Genomic DNA, 20151 nt, shown 5'->3' with positions numbered 1-20151 from the left:
CTCCGCCAGCCGGCGGCGCAAGGCCGGCCATCCGGCAACGCGCGCGACAGTCGCGCCGCCGATCACAAACATGGAGACATCGATGAGCCGTCCGCAATCCCCGTCCGCCGCGCAGCCGCGGCCCGGCCGTGCCGCCCTCGCGGCGTTCGTCGGCACCACGATCGAGTGGTACGACTTCTACATCTACGGCACCGCCGCCGCGCTCGTATTCGGCAAGGTGTTCTTTTCGAGCACGATGAATCCCGGCGTCGCGACGCTCCTTGCGTTCGTCACGTTCTGGGCCGGCTTCGCCGCGCGGCCGCTCGGCGGCATCGTGTTCGGGCATCTCGGCGATCGCGTCGGCCGCAAGACCGCGCTCGTGATCACGCTGGTGATGATGGGGCTTGCCACGACCGGCATCGGCCTGTTGCCCGGCTATGCGTCGATCGGCGTGTGGGCGCCCGCGGGCCTCGTCGTGCTGCGCGTGCTGCAGGGCATCGCGGTCGGCGGCGAGTGGGGCGGCGCGGTGCTGATCGCGAGCGAGAACGCGCCGAAGCATCGCAGCATCCTGTATGCGGCGTTCGCGCAGCAGGGTTCGCCCACCGGCAACCTGCTCGCCACCGCTGCCTTCTTCGCGCTGAGCGCGCTGCCGACGCCGTCGTTCCTGATGTGGGGCTGGCGCATTCCGTTTTTGCTGTCGGCGGTGCTCGTGATCATCGGGATGGTGATCCGGCTGCGGCTCGAGGAATCGATCGACATGCAGCGCGTGCTCGCGCGCAAGCGCACGGTGAAGCTGCCGCTGCGCGACGTCGTGCGCGACCACTGGCCCGTCGTGCTGCTCGCGGCCGGCACGCTGCCGGTGATCCACGTCACGTACTTTCGCAGCACGTTCGCGCTGTCGTGGGCGACCAAGGAGCTCGGTTATGCGCAGGGCACGTTCCTCGGCATCCTGTCGATCTCGCTCGTCGTGCAGTTCCTGATGCAGCCGGTCGGCGCGTGGTTCGTGTCGAAGGTCGACATGCGGCGCGCGATGTGCTGGATCCTGATTCCGGAGATCGTGCTGATGCCGGTGATGTTCCATGCGCTCGCGACGCGCTCGTACTGGGTCGCCGTCGCGGGCATGTGCATCTCGACGATTCCGTCGGCGATGTTCTACGGTGCGGTCGGCGGCGTGCTCGCGCGCGTGTTTCCGGCCAACATCCGCTATACGGGCCTGTCGCTCGCGTACCAGCTGAGCGCCCTCGTCGTCGGCGGCGGCACGCCGGTGCTCGCGCAGGCGATCCTGAACGCGACCGGCAGCATCGTCGGCGTCGCGATCGCGTCGGGGCTGTACGCGCTCGTGTCGCTCGCGTGCATGCTCGCGCTGCTGAATCGCACCGGCTACCGCGCGGACGAGCTGTCGACGGCCGAGCGCAGCGATGCGGCCGAGTGGGGCGCCGAAAGTGCGAGCGCTGAAAGTCCGGCCGGCGAGACCACGCAGCCAGGCGAGCGCGGCGCGTTGAAACCGGCGGGGTGAGACGGGGAGGCCGGCGTGATTCGGCACGCTGGCGATTCGGTAACGCGGTAACGCGGTAATGCGGTGAGGCGGTGAGGCGGTGAGGCGGTAATTCGCCGCTCCGGCGACATCGCGCGCCGGACGGATCGCGCGCCGCATGGCCTCGACTCGCGCCAAATCACGCGTCCCAAAAGCAAACGGCACCGTGCGATCCACGGTGCCGTTTGCCTGGCGGTTGCTTCACTTCGCGACGAGGCCGGCACGGCCGGCCATCGCGATGCGGGGTGCTCAGCCTTCCGTCGGCGGCACGTAGCCGGACGCCTGGTCGGCGCCGTCGCCGAAGAAATACTTCTCGGTCTGCTTCATCAGGTACTGGCGCGCGCGCGGGTCGGCCATGTTCAGGCGGTTCTCGTTGATCAGCATCGTCTGCTGCTTGAGCCAGCCTTGCCACGCTTCCTTCGACACGCTTTCGTAGATGCGCTTGCCGAGTTCGCCCGGCAGCGGCGGGAAATCGAGACCCTCGGCTTCCTTGCCGAGCTTCGCGCATTGGATCATTCGAGCCATCGTGTACTTCTCCTGTAATCGGTCTGGGGGAGGGCAGTCGTGCCTGCGCTCAGAGCTGCTTCATCAGCACGAGCGACTTGCGCTGCCAGTTGTAGAGTTTGCGGCGGTCTTCCGGCAGGTCGTCGACGCTGACCTTGACGAAGCCGCGCTTGAGGAACCAGTGCTCGGTGCGCGTCGTGAGCACGAAGATGTGCGTGAGGCCGCGCGCGCGGGCGCGCTGCTCGATGCGCTTGAGCAGGCGTTCGCCGTCGCCCGAGCCCTGCGCTTCCGGCGCGACCGTCAGGCACGCCATCTCGCCGATCTTTTCCTGCTGGTACGGATACAGCGCCGCGCAGCCGAACAGCACGCCATCGTGCTCGATCACCGAGAAGTGGTCGATGTCGCGTTCGATCTGGTGGCGGCCGCGCCGCACCAGCGTGCCGTCCGACTCGAGCGGCTCGATCAGCGACAGGATGCCGCCGACGTCGTCCGGCGTCGCTTCGCGCAGGCTCTCGAGGTTCTCGTACGAGATCATCGTGCCGACGCCGTCGTGCAGGAACAGTTCGAGCAGCATGCTGCCGTCGAGCGACTGCGGAATCAGGTGGGCCCGGGTCACGCCGCCGCGGCACGCGCGGATCGAGTGCTTCAGGAAGAACGCGTCGTCGCCCTGGATGTTGCCCGAATCGAGCAGCTCGGCGGCCGCGTCGAGCGACATTTCGCGGATCAGCCCGCCTTCGTCGTCGACGATGCCGGGCGCTTCGGTCAGGAAGATGATCTTGTCGGCGCGCAGCGCGATCGCGGCGGCCGATGCGACGTCTTCCATCGACAGATTGAACGCCTCGCCGGTCGGCGAGAAGCCGAGCGGCGACAGCAGCACGAGCTTGCGGCTCGCGAGCGAATGACGGATCGATTCGGCGTCGATCTTGCGCACGATGCCCGTGTGCGCGAAATCGACCCCGTCGAGAATCCCCACCGGCCGGGCGGTCACGAAGTTGCCGGACACGACGCTGATGTGCGCGTGCGCCATCGGCGAGTTCGGCAGACCCTGGCTGATCGCGGCCTCGATGTCGAGACGCACTTCGCCGGCCGCTTCCTTCGCGGATTCGAGCGCGCGCGCATCGGTGATGCGCAGCCCGTGCGAAAACTCGGATTCGACACCATGCAGGCTCAGCTGCTCCTCGACCTGCGGCCGTGAGCCGTGCACCAGCACGATCTGGATGCCCATCGCCTGCAGGAGCGCGATGTCGGACACGAGCGCGTTCAACAGCCCCTGCTGCACCACCTCGCCGCCGAACCCCACGACGAACGTGCTGTTGCGGAACTTGTGGATATAGGGCGCGACGGAACGCATCCAGTCGACGAACTGCGCGTGGCTGGCGGCCGAATCGTCGGCGGCCGGCGGCGTCGCGGCGCCGGTCTGGGCGGGAGGGAGGTCGGTTTGGGAATTCATGGGCGGGATTATAATGCGCCCCCATGTCGAATGTACCTAAAAGTCCCGCGCCGACGCGGGCCAAAGCGCCGTCGGCGAAGCACCCGGATGGTGCGGCCGACGCGCGCCAGCAGCAGGAAAAGCCGGCGGGCAAGCCGGCCCACGCGCCGCGCGGCGACGAACGGCGTGGCGATACGCGCCAGCCGTCCGCGAAGGGCGCACCGCGGGGCGCCGGCGAGCGCGCTCCGCGCCGCGAGCGTGCGCCGCGCACCACCGTCGCGCCGAATCCCGTTCCGCCGATCACTTACCCCGAAAGCCTGCCGGTGTCGGGCAAGCGCGACGAAATCGCGCGCGCGATCGCCGGTCATCAGGTTGTCATCGTCTGCGGCGAGACGGGTTCGGGCAAGACCACGCAGCTGCCGAAGATCTGCCTCGATCTCGGCCGTGGCCTCGGCGCCGGCGGCACGGGCCTGATCGGCCATACGCAGCCGCGGCGCCTGGCCGCATCGTCGACCGGCCGCCGGATCGCCGAGGAACTCGGCACGCCGTTCGGCGAGGTGGTCGGCTACAAGGTGCGCTTCACCGACAATCTCGCGCCGGGCGCGTCCGTCAAGCTGATGACGGACGGTATCCTGCTCGCCGAGACGCAGACCGATCCGCTGCTGAAGGCGTACGACACGCTGATCATCGACGAGGCGCACGAACGCAGCCTGAACATCGACTTCCTGCTCGGCTACCTGAAGGAGATCCTGCCGCGGCGGCCGGACCTGAAGCTGATCGTCACGTCCGCGACGATCGACGCCGACCGCTTCGCGCGCCATTTCGGCACCGACGAGCGCCCGGCACCCGTGATCGAGGTGAGCGGGCGGCTGTACCCGGTCGAGATGCGCTACCGGCCGGTGGCCGAGGACCGCCCGGCGGTAAAGAACGCAGAAGGCACCGGCGGGCGCGACCGCGTGAAGACCGCGCGCGAGGCCGAGCGCGACCTGATGGACGCTATCGTCGACGCGGTCGACGAACTGTGCCGCGAAGGCCCCGGCGACGTGCTGGTGTTCCTGCCCGGCGAGCGCGAGATCCGCGAGGCGGCCGAGGCGCTGCGCAAGCACCATCCGCCGCACACCGAGATCCTGCCGCTGTTCGCGCGGCTGTCGGCGGCCGATCAGGACAAGGTGTTCAAGGCGTCGAACGCGCGCCGCATCGTGCTCGCGACCAACGTGGCCGAAACCTCGCTGACGGTGCCGGGCATCCGCTACGTCGTCGACACCGGCCTCGCGCGCGTGAAGCGCTATTCGTACCGGAACAAGGTCGAGCAGCTCCAGGTCGAGTCGATCTCGCAGGCCGCCGCGAACCAGCGCGCGGGCCGCTGCGGCCGGGTGGCCGACGGCGTCTGCATCCGCTTGTACGAGGAAAGCGACTACCAGGCGCGCGCGCGCTTCACCGATCCGGAAATCCTGCGCTCGTCGCTCGCGTCGGTGATCCTGCGGATGAAATCGCTGCACCTGACGGCGATCGAATCGTTCCCGTTCCTCGAGCCGCCGCCCGGCCGCGCGATCGCGGACGGCTACCAGCTGCTCAACGAACTCGGCGCGGTCGACGACGACAACGCACTGACGCCGCTCGGCCGCGAACTCGCGCGGCTGCCGCTCGATCCGCGCGTCGGCCGGATGATTCTCGCCGCGCGCGACCAGCAGTCGCTGCGCGAGGTGCTGATCATCGCGAGCGCGCTGTCCGTGCAGGACCCGCGCGACCGGCCGATCGAAGCGCAGGAGCAGGCCGACCAGGCGCACCGCCGGTTCGCCGACGAGCGCTCCGAATTCCTGCAGTGGCTGAAGATCTGGGCGTGGTTCGAAGAGGCCGTCGCGCACAAGAAGTCGAACCGCCAGCTGATCGACGCGTGCCGGCAGAATTTCCTGTCGCACCTGCGGCTGCGCGAATGGCGCGACGTCCATTCGCAGCTGCTGACGGTCGTGCGCGAACACGGCTGGCGCCTCAACGAGGTCGAGGCGACCTACGAGCAGGTGCATCTGGCCCTGTTGACGGGCCTGCTCGGCAACCTCGGCATGAAGGCCGACGACGATCCGCACTACCTCGGCGCACGCGGGATCAAGTTCTACCTGTGGCCGGGCTCCGCGCTCGCGAAGAAGGCCGGCCGCTGGGTGATGGCGGCCGAACTCGTCGAGACGAGCCGGCTGTACGCGCGCTGCCTCGCGAAGATCGAGCCGGAGTGGGTCGAGAAGATCGGCGCGCACCTGCTGAAGAAATCGCTGTCGGAGCCGCATTGGGAAAAGCGTCCCGCGCAGGTCAGCGCGTTCGAGCGCGCGACGCTGTACGGGCTGCCGATCTACCACCGCCGGCGCGTCGCGTTCGGCAAGCAGGACCCGGCGCGGGCGCGCGAGCTGTTCATCCGCGGCGCGCTGGTCGAAGGCGAATTCGACACGAAGCTGCCGTTTTTCGCGCACAACCGCAAGCTGCTCGCCGACATCGAGCAGCTCGAGCACAAGTCGCGCCGCCAGGACGTGCTGGTCGACGACGAGCTGATCTACGCGTACTACGACCAGGCGATTCCGGAAGGAATTCACACGGGCGTCGCGTTCGAGCGCTGGTATCGGGATGAAGTGAAGAAGGGCGGCCAGGCGGAGGACAAGCAGCGCCTGCTGTACCTGTCGCGCGACGACCTGATGCGCCACGAGGCGGCGGGCGTCACGACCGAGCTGTTTCCGAAGCGCGCGACGATGGCCGGCGTCGAGATGGCGCTGACCTACCACTTCGAACCCGGCACGCCGCGCGACGGCGTGACGCTCGCGGTGCCGCTGTACGCGCTGAACCAGGTCGACGCGCGCCGCTGCGAATGGCTCGTGCCGGGGATGCTGAAGGAAAAGGTGCAGCTGCTGCTGAAGTCGCTGCCGCAGAAGCTGCGCCGGCATTGCGTGCCGCTGCCCGAGTACGCGGCCGGCTTCGTCGAGCGCACGGGCCGCGAGCGCTTCGGCGCGGGCGGCCTCGTCGAGGCGCTGATCGCCGACGTGCGCGGCGAGACGCAGGTCGCGATGAAGACGGCCGACTTCAAGCTCGAGACGCTGCCCGCTCACCTGTTCATGAACTTCAAGGTGATCGACGAGCACGGCCGCCAGCTCGCGATGGGGCGCAATCTCGCGCAACTGCGCCAGGAACTCGGCGCGCAGGCGCAGCAGCAGTTCCAGAAGATCGCGGCGGCGTCGACGATCGCGCCCGGCGGCGAAGCCGGCGCGGACGACGCAGGCGCCACGCCGGCGCCGGCGGCCACGGCGGGTTCCGCGGCTTCGACGGCGAAGGGCGGCAAGCCGGGCAAGGGCGTCGCACCGCACACGGGCGCCCCGGCGGAAGCCGGCGCGACCGCGCTGTACGAGAACCTGACGACGTGGAACTTCGGCAAGCTCCCCGAGCTGCTGGAGATCCGCCGGCGCGGCCAGACGCTGTACGGCTATCCGGCGCTCGTCGATCGCGGCACGCATTGCGACGTCGAGGTGTTCGACTCGCCGGAGGAGGCCGCGCGGATCCACCGGGCCGGCTTGCGGCGGCTGTTCGCGCTGCAGCTGAAGGAGCCGATCAAGTTCCTCGAGAAGAACCTGCCGGGGCTGCGCGAGATGGCGATGCAGTACATGTCGCTCGGCACGCAGGACGAGCTGCGCGACCAGCTGATCGACACGGCGCTCGACCGCGCGTGCCTGCAGGATCCGCTGCCCGACGACGACGCGAGCTTCCACGCGCGTCGCGACGAAGGCCGCAGCCGCCTGAACCTGCTCGCGCAGGAGATCGCGCGGCTCGTCGGGCAGATCCTCGCCGAATACGCGGGGCTCGCGAAGAAGCTCGCGCAGGCGAAGCCGTTCGCACAGGCCCACGCGGATCTGCAGCAGCAGCTCGCCGCGCTGGTCGGCAAGCGCTTCGTGATCGACACGCCTTACGTGCAGCTTGCACACTTCCCGCGCTACCTGAAAGGCATCGCGCTGCGGATCGACAAGCTGAAGGCCGACCCGGCGCGCGACGCGAAGCAGTCCGGCGAGCTGCTGCCGCTCGTCCAGCAGTACCAGCGCGCGGTGTCGCAGCGCGGCGGCGTCGCCGACCCGCGGCTCGCGGAATTCCGCTGGCTGCTGGAGGAACTGCGCATTTCGCTGTTCGCGCAGGAACTGCGCACGCCGATGCCTGTCTCTGTCAAGCGTCTGCACAAGGTCTGGGAGTCGATGCAGCGCTAGCGCAACGGCGGTTGTCCGGGTCCGCGCCGGCGGCCGGCCCGGCAGGCCGCGCGGCGCCTGCCGCGGCGGGCCGCACGGCGGCCGCGGCGTGCGTCGAAGTGGCGCAGGGCCGACTTCCGTCAACCGGCAGGGCCGGTCGAGCGTTTTACAATCACTGCTGTTCCACGACGTGAGTCTTCATGCGCACTTTCCTTTCCTTCGGCCGCACGCTTGCGCTGGCCGCCGCCGTGCTGGCGCCTGCCGCGCACGCGAATAACGTGATCATCCTCAATTCGGCCGAAGCGACGCTTTCCCTGATCGACCAGCAGACCCGCCAGGTCGTCGGCACGATGCCGACCGGCAAGGAGCCGCACCACCTGATGGCGACGCCGGACAATTCGTCGCTGATCGTCGCGAATTCGGTCTCGAACAGCCTGATGTTCGTCGATCCGAAGACGGGCAAGCTGCAGCGCACGGTCGAAGGCATCGAGGATCCGTACCAGCTCGGCTTCTCGCCCGACAACAAGTGGTTCGTGTCGACCGGGCTGCGCCTCGACCGGCTCGACATCTACAGCTACGACGGCCGCGACCTGCATCTCGTGAAGCGCTTGCCGCTCGCGGTGATGCCGAGTCACATCGCGTTCACGAAGGACAGCAAGACCGTGCTCGTGTCGCTGCAGGTGTCCGGCGAGATCGCGGCGGTCGACCTCGCGACGCAGACGGTCAAGTGGAAGATGCCGGTCGGCAACGTGCCGGCGGGCCTGTGGATGACGCCGGACGACAAGTACCTGCTGGTCGGCATGACGGGCGCCGATTACGTCGCGGTCGTCGACTGGCGCAATCAGAAGGTCGTGAAGACCATCCAGACCGGCAAGGGCGCGCACAACTTCCGCTCGCTCGCGGACGGCACGCACGTCGCGATCACGAACCGGGTCGCGAACACGATCAGCATCATCGACGAGAACACGCTCACCAAGGTCGGCGACATCACCGGCCTGCTGCCGGGCCCGGACGACATGGAGCTGTCCGCCGACAAGAAGACGCTGTGGGTGACGTTCCGCTTCGCGAAGAAGGTCGGGATCATCGACCTGGCCTCGCGCAAGCTGGTGCAGACGATCTCCGTCGGCCGTTCGCCGCACGGCATCTACTTCTACGACCGCGCGCCGTGGAAGGCTGCGAACGGCGCGTGACGGGCGGAGGCGGACGATGCTGCACCTGATCGATGCGTTCGTGTCGGACATCCAGACCTGGCTGTACGTCGACGTCGTGCAGCCGCTCCTCTTCAAGTTCAACCTGATGGACTATGACGAGGACACCTACGACGCGCTGTACTGGGTGATCATCGGCGCGCTCCAGATGGTGCTGATGTTCGCGCTGCTGCGCCCGCTCGAGGCGCTCGCGCCCGTCGAGCGCTGGAAGAACCGCCGCGCGGTGCGGGTCGACGTGATCTATACCGCGATCTCGAAGCTCGGCATCTACACGCTATTCTTCTTCTTCGCGCTGCAGCCGGTGTTCGACCGCCTCCAGGCGTGGCTGCGCCTGCACGGCGTTGCGAACGTCAACCTCGATTATCTGTGGCCGGGCGTGACCTCGCGGCCGATCGTCGCGTTCGCGATCTACCTCGTCGTGCTCGACTTCGCCGGCTACTGGTATCACCGCTGGCAGCACAAGTTCGGCATCTGGTGGGAGCTGCACGCGGTGCATCACAGCCAGCGGCAGATGTCGTTGTGGTGCGACGACCGCAACCACCTGCTCGACAACGTGCTGCAATCGTGTTTCTTCGCGGCGATCGCGCTCGTGATCGGCGTGACGCCGTCGCAGTTCGTCGTGCTGACCGCGGTCACGAACTTCGTGCAGAGCATCCAGCATACGAATGCGCGGCTGTCGTTCGGCTGGCTCGGCGAGCGCCTGCTCGTGAGCCCGACCTTCCACCGGCGCCACCACGCGGTCGGCTACGGTCACGAAGGCACCAAGTACGGCTGCAACTTCGGCGTGCTGTTCCCGTGGTGGGACATGATGTTCGGCACCGCGTCGTGGAACCGCACGGTCGAGCCGACCGGCATCCGCGAGCAGGTCGAAGGCGTGTCCTACGGCGAAGGCTTCTGGGCGCAGCACGGCCTCGCGTTCGTGCGGATCTTCCGGCGCCTCTTTCCCGCGAAGCGCGGCGCGGCGTCGGCCTGAGCGCGTCACTTTCCCGTTGAACGGCTTTCCCGCACGGCCCGCATGCGCTTTGGCGCCTGCGGGCCGTGTGGTTTATCCTTTTCCCGTTTTTCATCGTCGATACAGGTTCGCATGAACGACTTGCTGCGCTCCTTCGTCCGGGCGTTCGCCAGCGCGCTGCACCCGCGCATGCTGTGGCTCACCCTGATGCCGTTCGTCGTCTCCGCGCTGCTGTGGGGCGTCGTGCTGTGGTTCTCGTGGCAGACGCTGATCGACGCCGCGCGCGGCGCGCTCGACGGCTTCGTGCTGACCGCGGCGCTGTACCGCGCGTTCGACGCGCTCGGGATGTCGCAGCTGCATGCGGTCGTCGCGCCGTTCGTCGTCGTGTCGCTCGCGATTCCGCTGATCGTGCTGACCGTGCTGCTGCTGATCGCGACGATCTCGATGCCGGTCGTGATCAGGCACCTGTCCAACCGGCAGTTCGCCGCGCTGGAGGCGAAGCGGGGCGGCACGTTCTTCGGCAGCGTGTTCAATTCGCTCGGCGCGGCGATCGTGGGCGTCGTGCTGCTCGTCGTCACGATTCCGCTGTGGCTGATCCCGCCGTTCTTCGCGTTGTTGCCGCCGGTGATCTGGGGCTGGCTCACGTACCGCGTGATGACCTACGACGCGCTCGCGCAGCACGCGAGCCGCGACGAACGCCGCGCGCTCGTGCGCCAGCATCGCTGGCCGCTGATCGGCATCGGCGTCGCGACCGGGCTGCTCGGCACCGTGCCGACCTTCGTGTGGGTGTCGTCGGTCTGGATGATGGTGCTGTTTCCGTTCGTGGCGGCGGCCATGATCTGGGTTTACGCTTTCATCCTCGTCTTCTCGGCGCTGTGGTTCGGGCACTATTGCCTGCGCGCGCTGGACGACCTGCGTGCGAGTTCGCGCGCCACCGCAATCGACATGGGGCAGGCATGAGCATCGGCATCATCATCATCGGCGACGAAATCCTTTCGGGCCGCCGGCAGGACAAGCATCTGGCGAAGGTCATCGAACTGCTCGGCGCGCGCGGCCTCGCGCTCGACTGGGCCGAATACGTCGGCGACGATCCGGCGCGGATCACCGCGACGCTCGCGCGCGCGATCGCGTCGGGCGACATCGTGTTCTCCACGGGCGGGATCGGCGCGACGCCGGACGACCACACGCGCCAGTGCGCGGCCGCCGCGCTCGGCGTGCCGCTCGTGCTGCATCCGGAAGCGAAGGCGCTGATCTCGGAGCGCATTCGCGAGACGCACACCGATGCGGCCACGCCGGTCGACTTCGAATCGCCGGAAAACCAGCATCGCTTCAACATGGGCGTGTTCCCGGCGGGCGCGACGATCATCCCGAACGGCTATAACCGGATTCCCGGTTTCTCGGTCGGCGATCTCCATTTTGTGCCGGGCTTCCCGGTGATGGCGTGGCCGATGATCGAATGGGTGCTCGACACGAAGTACCGGCATCTCCATCACGCGACGCCGCACGCGGAGCGCTCGCTGTACGTGTTCGAACTGCCGGAGTCGACGCTCACGCCGCTGATGGAGAAGATCGAGCGCGATTTCCCGAGCGTGCGCGTGTTCAGCCTGCCGAGCGTCGGCGATGCCGAGCGCGGCGGGATCTATGCGCGCCGGCATATCGACCTCGGCGTGAAGGGCGAGCCGGAGGCGGTCGCGGCCGCGTTCGTGAAGCTGCGCGAAGGCGTGCACCTGCTCGGCGGCGACGTGGTCGAACCGGAGGCGCCGCGCGCCTGAAGGCCTGAAGGCCGCGCGCGGCGATCGCGCATGCGGGCCGTGGCACGGCCCCGCAAAAACCACGGGCCGCGCAACGCGGCCCGTCATCGGGATGTCATCGCCCGGCTCGACGATGTGGCAGTCGGGCGTGCCTGGGCGGATGCGCCGTCAGGCGCCGATCCACGGCAGTTTCCGGAAGCACCAGCCGTCGACCGTCTTGCGGTGGCCTTCGGCATCCTTGCCGCCCTCGAAGCCTTCGAGCAGGTCGAAGGCCTTCGTGAAGCCGGCCTGCGTCGACGCGACCGCGGCGAGCTTCGAACGCGCGGCGCTGCGGCACAGGAACAGGATCGGCGTATCGGCCGGGAGGGCCGCTTTCAGTTGATCGATGAATTCGGCGTTCGGCACGCCGCCCGGATAGCGCGTCCATTCGAGGTGCAGGTACTGGCCGTCGCCGACGAGCGGGCGGCCGATCCAGTCGAGCTCGGCGCGGGTGCGCACGTCGACGAGGCGTGCCGACGGGTCGAGCTGCAGCAGTTCGAATGCCTCGGCCGGCAGCAGGGCGCCGGCATAGTTGAGCGCGCCTTGGGCGCGGCGTTCTTCGGCCTTCGCGTAAAGCTGGTCGAGCGTACTCATGGCAGGAGGTCTCCGTATCGGTCAAACGAACATTCTAGCGCGGCGCCGCCGCGCCGATGTCCGCGTGCCCGGTGGCGCATGCACCGCCCACGCGCTCACCAAAAGAGTGCAGAATGGCACGAATGCACCAAAAAGATTCGTCGACGCCGTCGCCTCCCCGGGATTGCACCGTTGCGGTGCGGGGGCGCCGCCGCCGGTGCGGGGCCCGGCCCCGGAATCGCGCAGCCGGGCCCCGCTACGGCGCGGGTCGGCGTGATTCGCGTCGGTTTTGCGATGGTTGGCACGGAAGCTGCTATATAGAATTCGGTCGACCCGGGGCACGCTGCGCCAAAGCCAGACTCCGGGCAGCTCGATAAACGAGGCGGTTCCCAGTCCGCCGGAATTGTTCAATCAGGAGAAGAGGTTATGAGTAAAACCGTCGCCGACGTCATGCAGCTCGTGAAGGACGAGGACGTCAAGTTTGTCGATTTCCGCTTCACGGATACGCGCGGCAAGGAACAGCACGTGTCGGTGCCGGTTTCGGCGTTTGACGAAGACAAGTTCGAAAGCGGCCATGCATTCGACGGCTCGTCGATCGCCGGCTGGAAGGGCATCGAGGCGTCGGACATGCTGCTCATGCCGGACCCGAGCGCCGCATTCGTCGACCCGTTCTATGAAGAGTCGACCCTCGTGCTGACCTGCGACGTGGTCGAGCCGGCCGACGGCAAGGGCTACGAGCGCGACCCGCGTTCGCTCGCGAAGCGCGGCGAAGCGTACCTGAAGAGCACGGGCATCGGCGACACCGCCTACTTCGGTCCGGAACCGGAATTCTTCATTTTCGACTCGGTCCAGTGGAACACGGACATGTCGGGCTGCTTCGTGAAGATCAACTCGGAAGAAGCACCGTGGTCGTCGGCCAAGGAATTCGAAGGCGGCAACACGGGCCACCGTCCGGGCACGAAGGGCGGCTACTTCCCGGTCGCGCCGGTCGACACGTTCCAGGACATGCGTTCGGAAATGTGCCTGCTGCTCGAACAGCTCGGCATCCCGGTCGAAGTGCACCACCACGAAGTGGCGGGCCAGGGCCAGAACGAAATCGGCACGAAGTTCTCGACGCTGGTTCAGCGCGCCGACTGGACGCAATGGTCGAAGTACATCATCCACAACGTCGCGCACTCGTACGGCAAGACGGCGACGTTCATGCCGAAGCCGGTCGTCGGCGACAACGGTTCGGGCATGCACGTTCACCAGTCGATCTGGAAGGACGGCCAGAACCTGTTCGCGGGTAACGGCTACGCGGGCCTGTCGGAACTGGCGCTGTTCTACATCGGCGGCATCATCAAGCACGCCCGTGCGCTGAACGCGATCACGAACCCGACGACGAACTCGTACAAGCGTCTGGTCCCGCACTTCGAAGCACCGGTCAAGCTCGCGTACTCGGCGCGCAACCGTTCGGCATCGATCCGCATTCCGCACGTGTCGAACCCGAAGGGTCGCCGTATCGAAACGCGCTTCCCGGATCCGATGGCGAACCCGTACCTGTGCTTCACGGCGCTGATGATGGCCGGCCTCGACGGGATCCAGAACAAGATCCATCCGGGCGAAGCCGCCGACAAGAACCTGTACGACCTGCCGCCGGAAGAGGACGCAAAGATCCCGACCGTCTGCGCAGGCCTCGACCAGGCACTGGAAGCGCTCGACAAGGATCGCGAGTTCCTGACGCGCGGTGGCGTGTTCACCGACGGCATGATCGATGCGTACCTCGCGCTGAAGGAGCAGGAGCTGGCGAAGTTCCGCATGACGACGCATCCGATCGAGTTCGAGATGTACTACTCGCTGTAATCGGCGATGGCGCTTCGATTCAGCGCCGTCATGCCGGTTCGTTCCCGTCGCGTGGCCTGCGGCGGGAACCGCGGAGTCTGAAGGGGGACGGCGTCCAGCCGTCCCTTTTTTGTTCCGAAAATTTCCAATTTCCGACCCGGTAACGCGCGACGACACGCACGATGGCTCTGAAGAATCTCATCAAGGCGAAGACGGGGCAGCCCGAGCGACTGACGGAAGACGAGCGGCTCGCGCGCTCGGGCCTGCTTGCGGGGCTGGAAGCGCTGCCGACGGCCGTGATCGTGCTCGACCGCAAGACGCTGCGGGTCGCGTTCGCGAACCCGTCCGCGGAGGCGATGCTCGACATCTCGCGCCGGCAGCTCGCGCAGCGGCCGTGGGGCGAGATTTTCCCCAATGCGAACGAACTCGCGTCGACGATCACCGCGATCGGCCAGGAGCGCTTTCACGCGACGCATCTCGATACCGTGCTCGACCGGCCCGGCCGCGAGCCGCTGCACGTGCATGCGATCGTCGGCTTCCTCGAGACCGTGCCCGATTTCGTGCTCGTCGAGCTGTTCGAGAACGAACGGCAGTCGCGCACCGATCGCGAGGAGCGCATCCACGACCTGACCGCGGTCAACAAGCAACTGATCCGCAACCTCGCGCACGAGATCAAGAACCCGCTCGGCGGCATTCGCGGTGCAGCCCAGCTGCTCGAATTCGAACTGAGCGGGCGCGAGCGCGGCGAGTTGCGCGAATACACGCAGGTGATCATCAAGGAGTCCGACCGCCTGCAGACGCTCGTCGACCGGTTGCTGGAGCCGCATCGGCATCCGCACATCGTCGGCGACGTGAACATTCATGAAGTATGCGAACGCGTGCGCGCGGTGATGCTCGCGGAATTTCCGCGCGGGCTCACCATCGAGCGCGACTACGACGTGAGCGTGCCGGACTTGCGCGGCGACAAGGAGCAGCTGATCCAGGCGCTGCTGAACATCGTGCGCAACGCGGCGCAGGCGCTGCGCGAGCGGATCGCGCAGGGCGACGCGAAGATCGAGCTGCGCACGCGTATCGCACGCAAGGTGACGATCGCGAAGCGCCTGTACAGGCTGGCACTGGACTTGCACGTGGTCGACAACGGGCCCGGCATTCCGGAGGAGATCCGCGACCGGATCTTCTACCCGCTCGTGTCCGGGCGCGACGACGGCAGCGGCCTCGGCCTCACGCTCGCGCAGACGTTCGTGCAGCAGCACGACGGGATGATCGAGGTCGAGAGCCGGCCCGGTCGTACCGAATTTCAGATCCTGCTGCCGCTCGATCATTGAGCGGCGGCATGGCGATTCACCGGATTCACCCATACCTGACCGACCTATGAAGCCGATCTGGATAGTAGACGACGATCAATCGATCCGCTGGGTGCTCGAAAAGGCACTCGCCCGGGACAGCTTCGCGACGAAGAGCTTCGCGAACGTGCGCGACGCGCTGGCCGCGCTCGACCACGAGACGCCGCAGGTGCTCGTGTCCGACATCCGGATGCCGGGCGGCTCCGGCCTCGAGCTGTTGCAGGCGATGCACGAGCGCCTGCCGGGCCTGCCCGTCATCATCATGACGGCGTTCTCCGATCTCGACAGCGCCGTCGCGGCGTTTCAGGGCGGCGCGTTCGAATATCTCGCGAAGCCGTTCGACGTCGACAAGGCGGTCGAGCTGATTCGCCGCGCGGTCGAGGAGAGCCTGCGCGGCGGCGCGCCGCAGGACGAGCGTGTGGCCGAAGCGCCCGAGATGCTCGGCCAGGCGCCCGCGATGCAGGACATGTTCCGCGCGATCGGCCGCCTGTCGCACTCGGCCGCGACCGTGCTGATCACCGGCGAGTCTGGCACCGGCAAGGAGCTCGTCGCGCGGGCGCTGCACCGTCACAGCCCGCGGGCCAACGGGCCGTTCATCGCACTGAACACCGCGGCGATTCCGAAGGACCTGCTCGAATCCGAACTGTTCGGCCACGAGCGCGGCGCGTTCACCGGCGCGCAGACGACGCGCCAGGGCCGCTTCGAGCAGGCCGAGAACGGCACGCTGTTCCTCGACGAAATCGGCGACATGCCGTTCGACCTGCAGACGCGCCTGTTGCGCGTGCTGTCGGACGGCCAGTTCTATCGGGTCGGCGGCCACAACCCGCTGCGCGCGAACGTGCGCGTGATCGCCGCGACGCACCAGAATCTCGAGTCGCGCGTGCGGCAGGGGCTGTTCCGCGAGGACCTTTACCACCGGCTCAACGTGATCCGGCTGCGGCTGCCGCCGCTGCGCGAACGCAGCGAGGACATCGCGCTGCTCACGCGCCACTTCCTGCAGAAGAGCGCGCGCGATCTCGGCGTCGAGCCGAAGCGCGTGTCCGACGAAGCGCTCGCGTATCTGACGTCGCTCACGTTTCCGGGCAACGTGCGTCAGCTCGAGAATCTCGCGAACTGGCTGACCGTGATGGCGCCCGCGCAGACGGTCGAGATCAAGGACCTGCCGCCCGACCTCGTGCCGGCAGGCGCGCCGGTGACGGCGACGGCCGACGGCGTGGATGCGCACGCCGGCACCGGCATGGGCGGTGGCGACATCGCGCGCGTGCAGCCGGCGGCGGGAGCGCCGTTGACGGCAGCCCCCGTCGCGGCCGCGCCGAATGGCGCACCGGCCGGCTATCCGATGTGGGAAAGCGGGCTGCGCACGGAAGTCGCGCGGCTGTTGCGCGAGAATTCGGCCGACGTGATGGACGAGCTCGCGCGCCGCTTCGAGGCGGCCGTGATCCGCGAGGCGCTCGATTTCACGCGCGGCCGCAAGGTCGAGGCGGCAGAGCGGCTCGGCATCGGCCGCAACACGATCACGCGCAAGATCCAGGAACTGCATCTGGAGCCGTAAAGCCTCTGTCGCGGCATGCGCGTGCGTCGCGCATGCCGCGATCGGACATAATCGCGGTTTGCCGTCACGTGCGCTCCCGTCATGTCCGATTCCTTCCGCTGGCCCACCGGGGCCGATCCCTTCCGTTTTCTCGAAGCGCTCGACAGCAAGCGTGCCCGTGCGTGGGTCGACGAGCAGAACGCGCGCACACGGGTCGCGCTGCGCGACGACGATGCGTATCGCGCGTTGACCGCGCGGCTCGCGCAGGCGTATCTGCCGCGCGAACGCCCGGTGATTCCGACCCGCTGGCGCGACTGGGCGTACGACCTGTGGCAGGACGATCTCCATCCGAAGGGACTGTGGCGCCGCGCGCGCTGGGACGACTGGCGCGCGGGCCGGCCCGAGTGGGAAACGCTGCTCGACGTCGACGCGCTCGGCGCGCAAGAGGGCGAGTCGTGGGTGTTCGAGCAGGACGCGATCCTGTACCCGGACGGCGACCGCGCGCTGCTGTCGTTGTCGCCGGGCGGCGCCGACGCGGTCGTCGTGCGCGAATTCGACCTCGTGCAGCGCCGTTTCGTCGACGGCGGCTTCACGATCGACGTGCCCGGGAATCACACGATAGGCTGGATCGACCGCGATACCGTCTACGTGAGCTGGGATCGCGGCGAGGCGCATGCGACCGCCGCCGGCTATCCGTACGAAGCGCGCCGCTGGGTACGCGGCACGCCGCTCGCCGATGCGCCGGTGGTGTTCCGCGGCGAACCCGACGACATCAGCGCGGGCGCGGGGTTCGATCCGATCGACGGCCGCCACGTCGCGTGGCGCAGCGTCGATTTCTTCGACGCGCATGCATACCGGCTGACCGACGCGGGCGAGTGGGCGCGCTACGACGTGCCGACGCACGTCGAGGTCGGTTTCTGGGAAGGTTGGCTGATGCTGGAGCCGCGGCTCGACTGGGACTGCGGCGGCGTGCGTCACGCGGGCGGCTCGCTGCTCGCGATCCGCGAGCAGGCGTTCCTCGCCGGGTCGCACGAACTCACGACGCTGTTCGAGCCGCGACCGACGACGTCCGCGTGCACGTGGACGCACACGAGCACGATGCTGATCGCGAGCTGGCTCGACGACGTGCACAACCGCACGATGCTGTGGCAGCCGCGCCAGGGTGAGGACGGCGCGTGGACGTGGCACGCGCGGCCGTTCGAATGGCCGGGCGACGCGCAGATCGACGTCGAGCCGGTCGAGTCGACGCTGAACGACGACGTGTACGTGGACGTCGACACCTATCTCGATCCGCCCGAATGCTGGCTCGCCGATCTGGCCGACCGCGCGGTCGATGCGCCGTCGCGTCGCGTGCTGCTCGACCGGCCGCCGGTGCGATTCGATGCGGCCGGGCTCGTCGTGCGTCGCGCGAATGCCCGCTCGCGCGACGGCACGGCCGTGCCGTACACGCTGATCGGGCCGCGTGATGCGCTCGATGGCCTGGCGCATCCCGACGGCAGCGCCCGCGTCGCGCGGCCGTGCCTGCTGTCAGGCTATGGCGGCTTCGCGATTCCGAACCTGCCGGGCTACAGCGATGCACTCGGCATCGCATGGCTCGAACGCGGCGGCGTCGCGGCGTTTGCGCACATCCGCGGCGGCGGCGAATTCGGACCGGGCTGGCACGTCGACGCGCAACGCGAGCATCGGCAGCGCTCGTTCGACGACTTCATCGCGGTGGCCGAGGACCTGATCCGCACCGGCGTGACGACGGCCGCGCAACTCGGCATCGAGGGTGGCAGCAACGGCGGGCTGCTGGTCGGCGCATGCATGGTGCAGCGCCCGGAACTGTTCGGCGCGGTGCTGTGCCGCGTGCCGTTGCTCGACATGCGGCGCTATCCGAAGCTGCACGCGGGCGCCGCATGGCTCGACGAGTACGGCGATCCGGACGATGCGCGCGAGGGCGCGGCGCTCGCCGCCTACTCGCCGTATCACCGCGTGCGCGAAGGCGTTGCGTATCCGCCGCTGCTGCTGACGACGTCGACCCGCGACGACCGCGTGCATCCCGCGCATGCGCGCAAGATGGCCGCGCGCATGCATGCGCTCGGACACGAACGGGTGTGGTACTGGGAGAACACCGACGGCGGCCACGGCAGCGCCGACGATCTGGAGCGTGCCGAATCCGATGCGGCGGAATTCGGCTTCCTGTGGGCGCATCTCGGGCCCGCGCCCGCGCGCGCTTGAGCGCAGGCGCGAGCGGGCAGGGCGTTCAACTGACGACCGCGATCACGGGCGTGTGGTCGGACGGCTGTTCCCACGTGCGCGGCACGCGATCGACCTCGCACGACGTGCAGGTTTCGGCGAGTGCCGGCGACAGCAGGATGTGGTCGATGCGCAGCCCCGCGTTGCGGCGGAACGCGAACATCCGGTAGTCCCACCACGTGAAGGTCTTCTCGGGCTGCTCGAAGCGGCGGAACGCATCGACGAAGCCGAGTTCGATCAGTTTCGCGAAATGCGCGCGCTCCTGCGGCGACACGAGGTTCTGGCCTTCCCATTTCGCCGGGTCGTGCACGTCGCGATCTTCCGGCGCGATGTTGTAGTCGCCGAGCAGCGCGAGCTTCGGGTAGCGCTGCATCTCGGTGCCCAGCCACGCCTGCAGCGCGTCGAGCCACTGCATCTTGTAGACGAACTTGTCGGAGTCGGGTGCCTGGCCGTTCGGGAAATACGCAGACACGATGCGCACGCCTTCGACCGTCACGGCGATCACGCGCTGCTGTGCGTCGTCGAAGCCGGGGATGTTGCGCACGACGTCCGATTCGTCGACGGCGAGCGTGTCGCGCGCGAGGATCGCGACGCCGTTGTAGGTCTTCTGGCCCGCGAACCAGCTGCGGTAGCCGATCGCTTCGAGATCGGCGCGCGGATATTTCTCGTCCGGCAGCTTCAGTTCCTGCAGGCACAGCACGTCGGCTCCGCTTTGCGCGAGCCAGTCGAGCACGTGCTGCTTGCGGACGTTGAGCGAGTTGACGTTCCAGGTGGCGATTTTCATGAACGGGAATGCGTGCGGGGGTGAATGCGAAGGACGCCATCTTACCGCGAGCACGGGGCGCGAACGCGCGCGACACACGACGTGAAGCCGGTGCCGTGCGTGTCGATATCGACGGCCTGCGAAGAATTTGTGACAAAAGTATTGACGTGAGTGCTTCATCACCCTATAATTTATTTCTCTGACGCGGGGTGGAGCAGTCTGGCAGCTCGTCGGGCTCATAACCCGAAGGTCGTAGGTTCAAATCCTACCCCCGCAACCAA

The 20151-nt window shown here is 67.9% G+C and carries 14 protein-coding genes and 1 tRNA gene; 11 read left to right on the top strand and 4 right to left on the bottom strand.

Features of this window, described 5'->3' with window-relative positions; all coding sequences use genetic code 11:
• The first annotated feature begins 82 nt into the window (after positions 1-82).
• Positions 83-1495, top strand: coding sequence for an MFS transporter (locus DIE17_RS26630; protein ID WP_124522166.1), 1413 nt, complete (start codon positions 83-85; stop codon positions 1493-1495).
• A 267-nt stretch (positions 1496-1762) separates the two neighbouring features.
• On the opposite strand, the gene DIE17_RS26625 is transcribed toward DIE17_RS26630, so the two are convergent.
• Both DIE17_RS26625 and argA read right to left on the bottom strand, forming a co-directional pair.
• Positions 1763-2038, bottom strand: coding sequence for an oxidative damage protection protein (locus tag DIE17_RS26625; protein ID WP_006478357.1), 276 nt, complete (start codon positions 2036-2038; stop codon positions 1763-1765).
• 49 nt (positions 2039-2087) lie between these two features.
• Positions 2088-3467 (bottom strand): amino-acid N-acetyltransferase, encoded by a 1380-nt coding sequence (gene argA, locus DIE17_RS26620; protein ID WP_044847668.1) that lies wholly within the window; start codon positions 3465-3467, stop codon positions 2088-2090.
• A 23-nt stretch (positions 3468-3490) separates the two neighbouring features.
• Between argA and hrpA the strand changes: the two genes are divergently transcribed.
• The 5 genes from hrpA to DIE17_RS26595 all read left to right on the top strand — a co-directional run bounded on the left by hrpA (position 3491) and on the right by DIE17_RS26595 (position 11583).
• Positions 3491-7672, top strand: coding sequence for an ATP-dependent RNA helicase HrpA (gene hrpA / locus DIE17_RS26615; RefSeq protein WP_124522164.1), 4182 nt, complete (start codon positions 3491-3493; stop codon positions 7670-7672).
• Positions 7673-7851: 179 nt separating this feature from the next.
• A complete protein-coding gene (locus tag DIE17_RS26610; RefSeq protein WP_044847670.1) occupies positions 7852-8841 on the top strand; it encodes a beta-propeller fold lactonase family protein in 990 nt (329 codons plus the stop codon).
• A 16-nt stretch (positions 8842-8857) separates the two neighbouring features.
• Positions 8858-9832, top strand: coding sequence for a sterol desaturase family protein (locus DIE17_RS26605; protein WP_124488325.1), 975 nt, complete (start codon positions 8858-8860; stop codon positions 9830-9832).
• Positions 9833-9943: 111 nt separating this feature from the next.
• Positions 9944-10771, top strand: a complete 828-nt coding sequence (locus DIE17_RS26600; protein WP_044849102.1) for an EI24 domain-containing protein — start codon at positions 9944-9946, stop codon at positions 10769-10771.
• Positions 10768-11583, top strand: a complete 816-nt coding sequence (locus DIE17_RS26595; RefSeq protein WP_044849103.1) for a molybdopterin-binding protein — start codon at positions 10768-10770, stop codon at positions 11581-11583. The genes DIE17_RS26600 and DIE17_RS26595 overlap by 4 nt, the downstream gene beginning before the upstream one ends.
• 147 nt (positions 11584-11730) lie before the next feature.
• Here DIE17_RS26595 and DIE17_RS26590 read toward each other — a convergent pair whose 3' ends face one another.
• Positions 11731-12195 carry a rhodanese-like domain-containing protein gene (locus tag DIE17_RS26590; protein ID WP_044849104.1) on the bottom strand — a complete coding sequence of 155 codons (465 nt, stop codon included), beginning with the start codon at positions 12193-12195 and terminating at the stop codon, positions 11731-11733.
• 405 nt (positions 12196-12600) lie between these two features.
• On the opposite strand from DIE17_RS26590, the gene glnA reads away from it, so the two are divergent.
• The 4 genes from glnA (at position 12601) to DIE17_RS26570 (ending at position 19089) form a co-directional block, all read left to right on the top strand.
• Positions 12601-14016 (top strand): type I glutamate--ammonia ligase, encoded by a 1416-nt coding sequence (glnA, locus tag DIE17_RS26585; protein ID WP_044849105.1) that lies wholly within the window; start codon positions 12601-12603, stop codon positions 14014-14016.
• Between the two features lie 161 nt (positions 14017-14177).
• Positions 14178-15320 carry a nitrogen regulation protein NR(II) gene (gene glnL / locus DIE17_RS26580; protein WP_044849106.1) on the top strand — a complete coding sequence of 381 codons (1143 nt, stop codon included), beginning with the start codon at positions 14178-14180 and terminating at the stop codon, positions 15318-15320.
• A 46-nt stretch (positions 15321-15366) separates the two neighbouring features.
• Positions 15367-16890: a nitrogen regulation protein NR(I) gene (gene ntrC / locus DIE17_RS26575; RefSeq protein ID WP_124488324.1), complete on the top strand. Its 1524-nt coding sequence runs from the start codon at positions 15367-15369 to the stop codon at positions 16888-16890.
• Positions 16891-16971: 81 nt separating this feature from the next.
• Positions 16972-19089 (top strand): prolyl oligopeptidase family protein, encoded by a 2118-nt coding sequence (locus DIE17_RS26570; protein ID WP_124522163.1) that lies wholly within the window; start codon positions 16972-16974, stop codon positions 19087-19089.
• 25 nt (positions 19090-19114) lie between these two features.
• On the opposite strand, the gene xth is transcribed toward DIE17_RS26570, so the two are convergent.
• Positions 19115-19891 carry an exodeoxyribonuclease III gene (gene xth, locus DIE17_RS26565; protein ID WP_124522161.1) on the bottom strand — a complete coding sequence of 259 codons (777 nt, stop codon included), beginning with the start codon at positions 19889-19891 and terminating at the stop codon, positions 19115-19117.
• A gap of 182 nt (positions 19892-20073) precedes the next feature.
• Between xth and DIE17_RS26560 the strand changes: the two genes are divergently transcribed.
• Positions 20074-20150 (top strand) — tRNA-Met (locus DIE17_RS26560).
• The last annotated feature ends 1 nt before the right edge of the window (position 20151 follow it).

Source organism: Burkholderia sp. Bp9099, from assembly GCF_003857805.1.
Lineage (GTDB): Bacteria > Pseudomonadota > Gammaproteobacteria > Burkholderiales > Burkholderiaceae > Burkholderia.
Note: the sequence above shows the minus strand (reverse complement) of the source record. Positions and strands in the feature narration are given on the sequence as shown.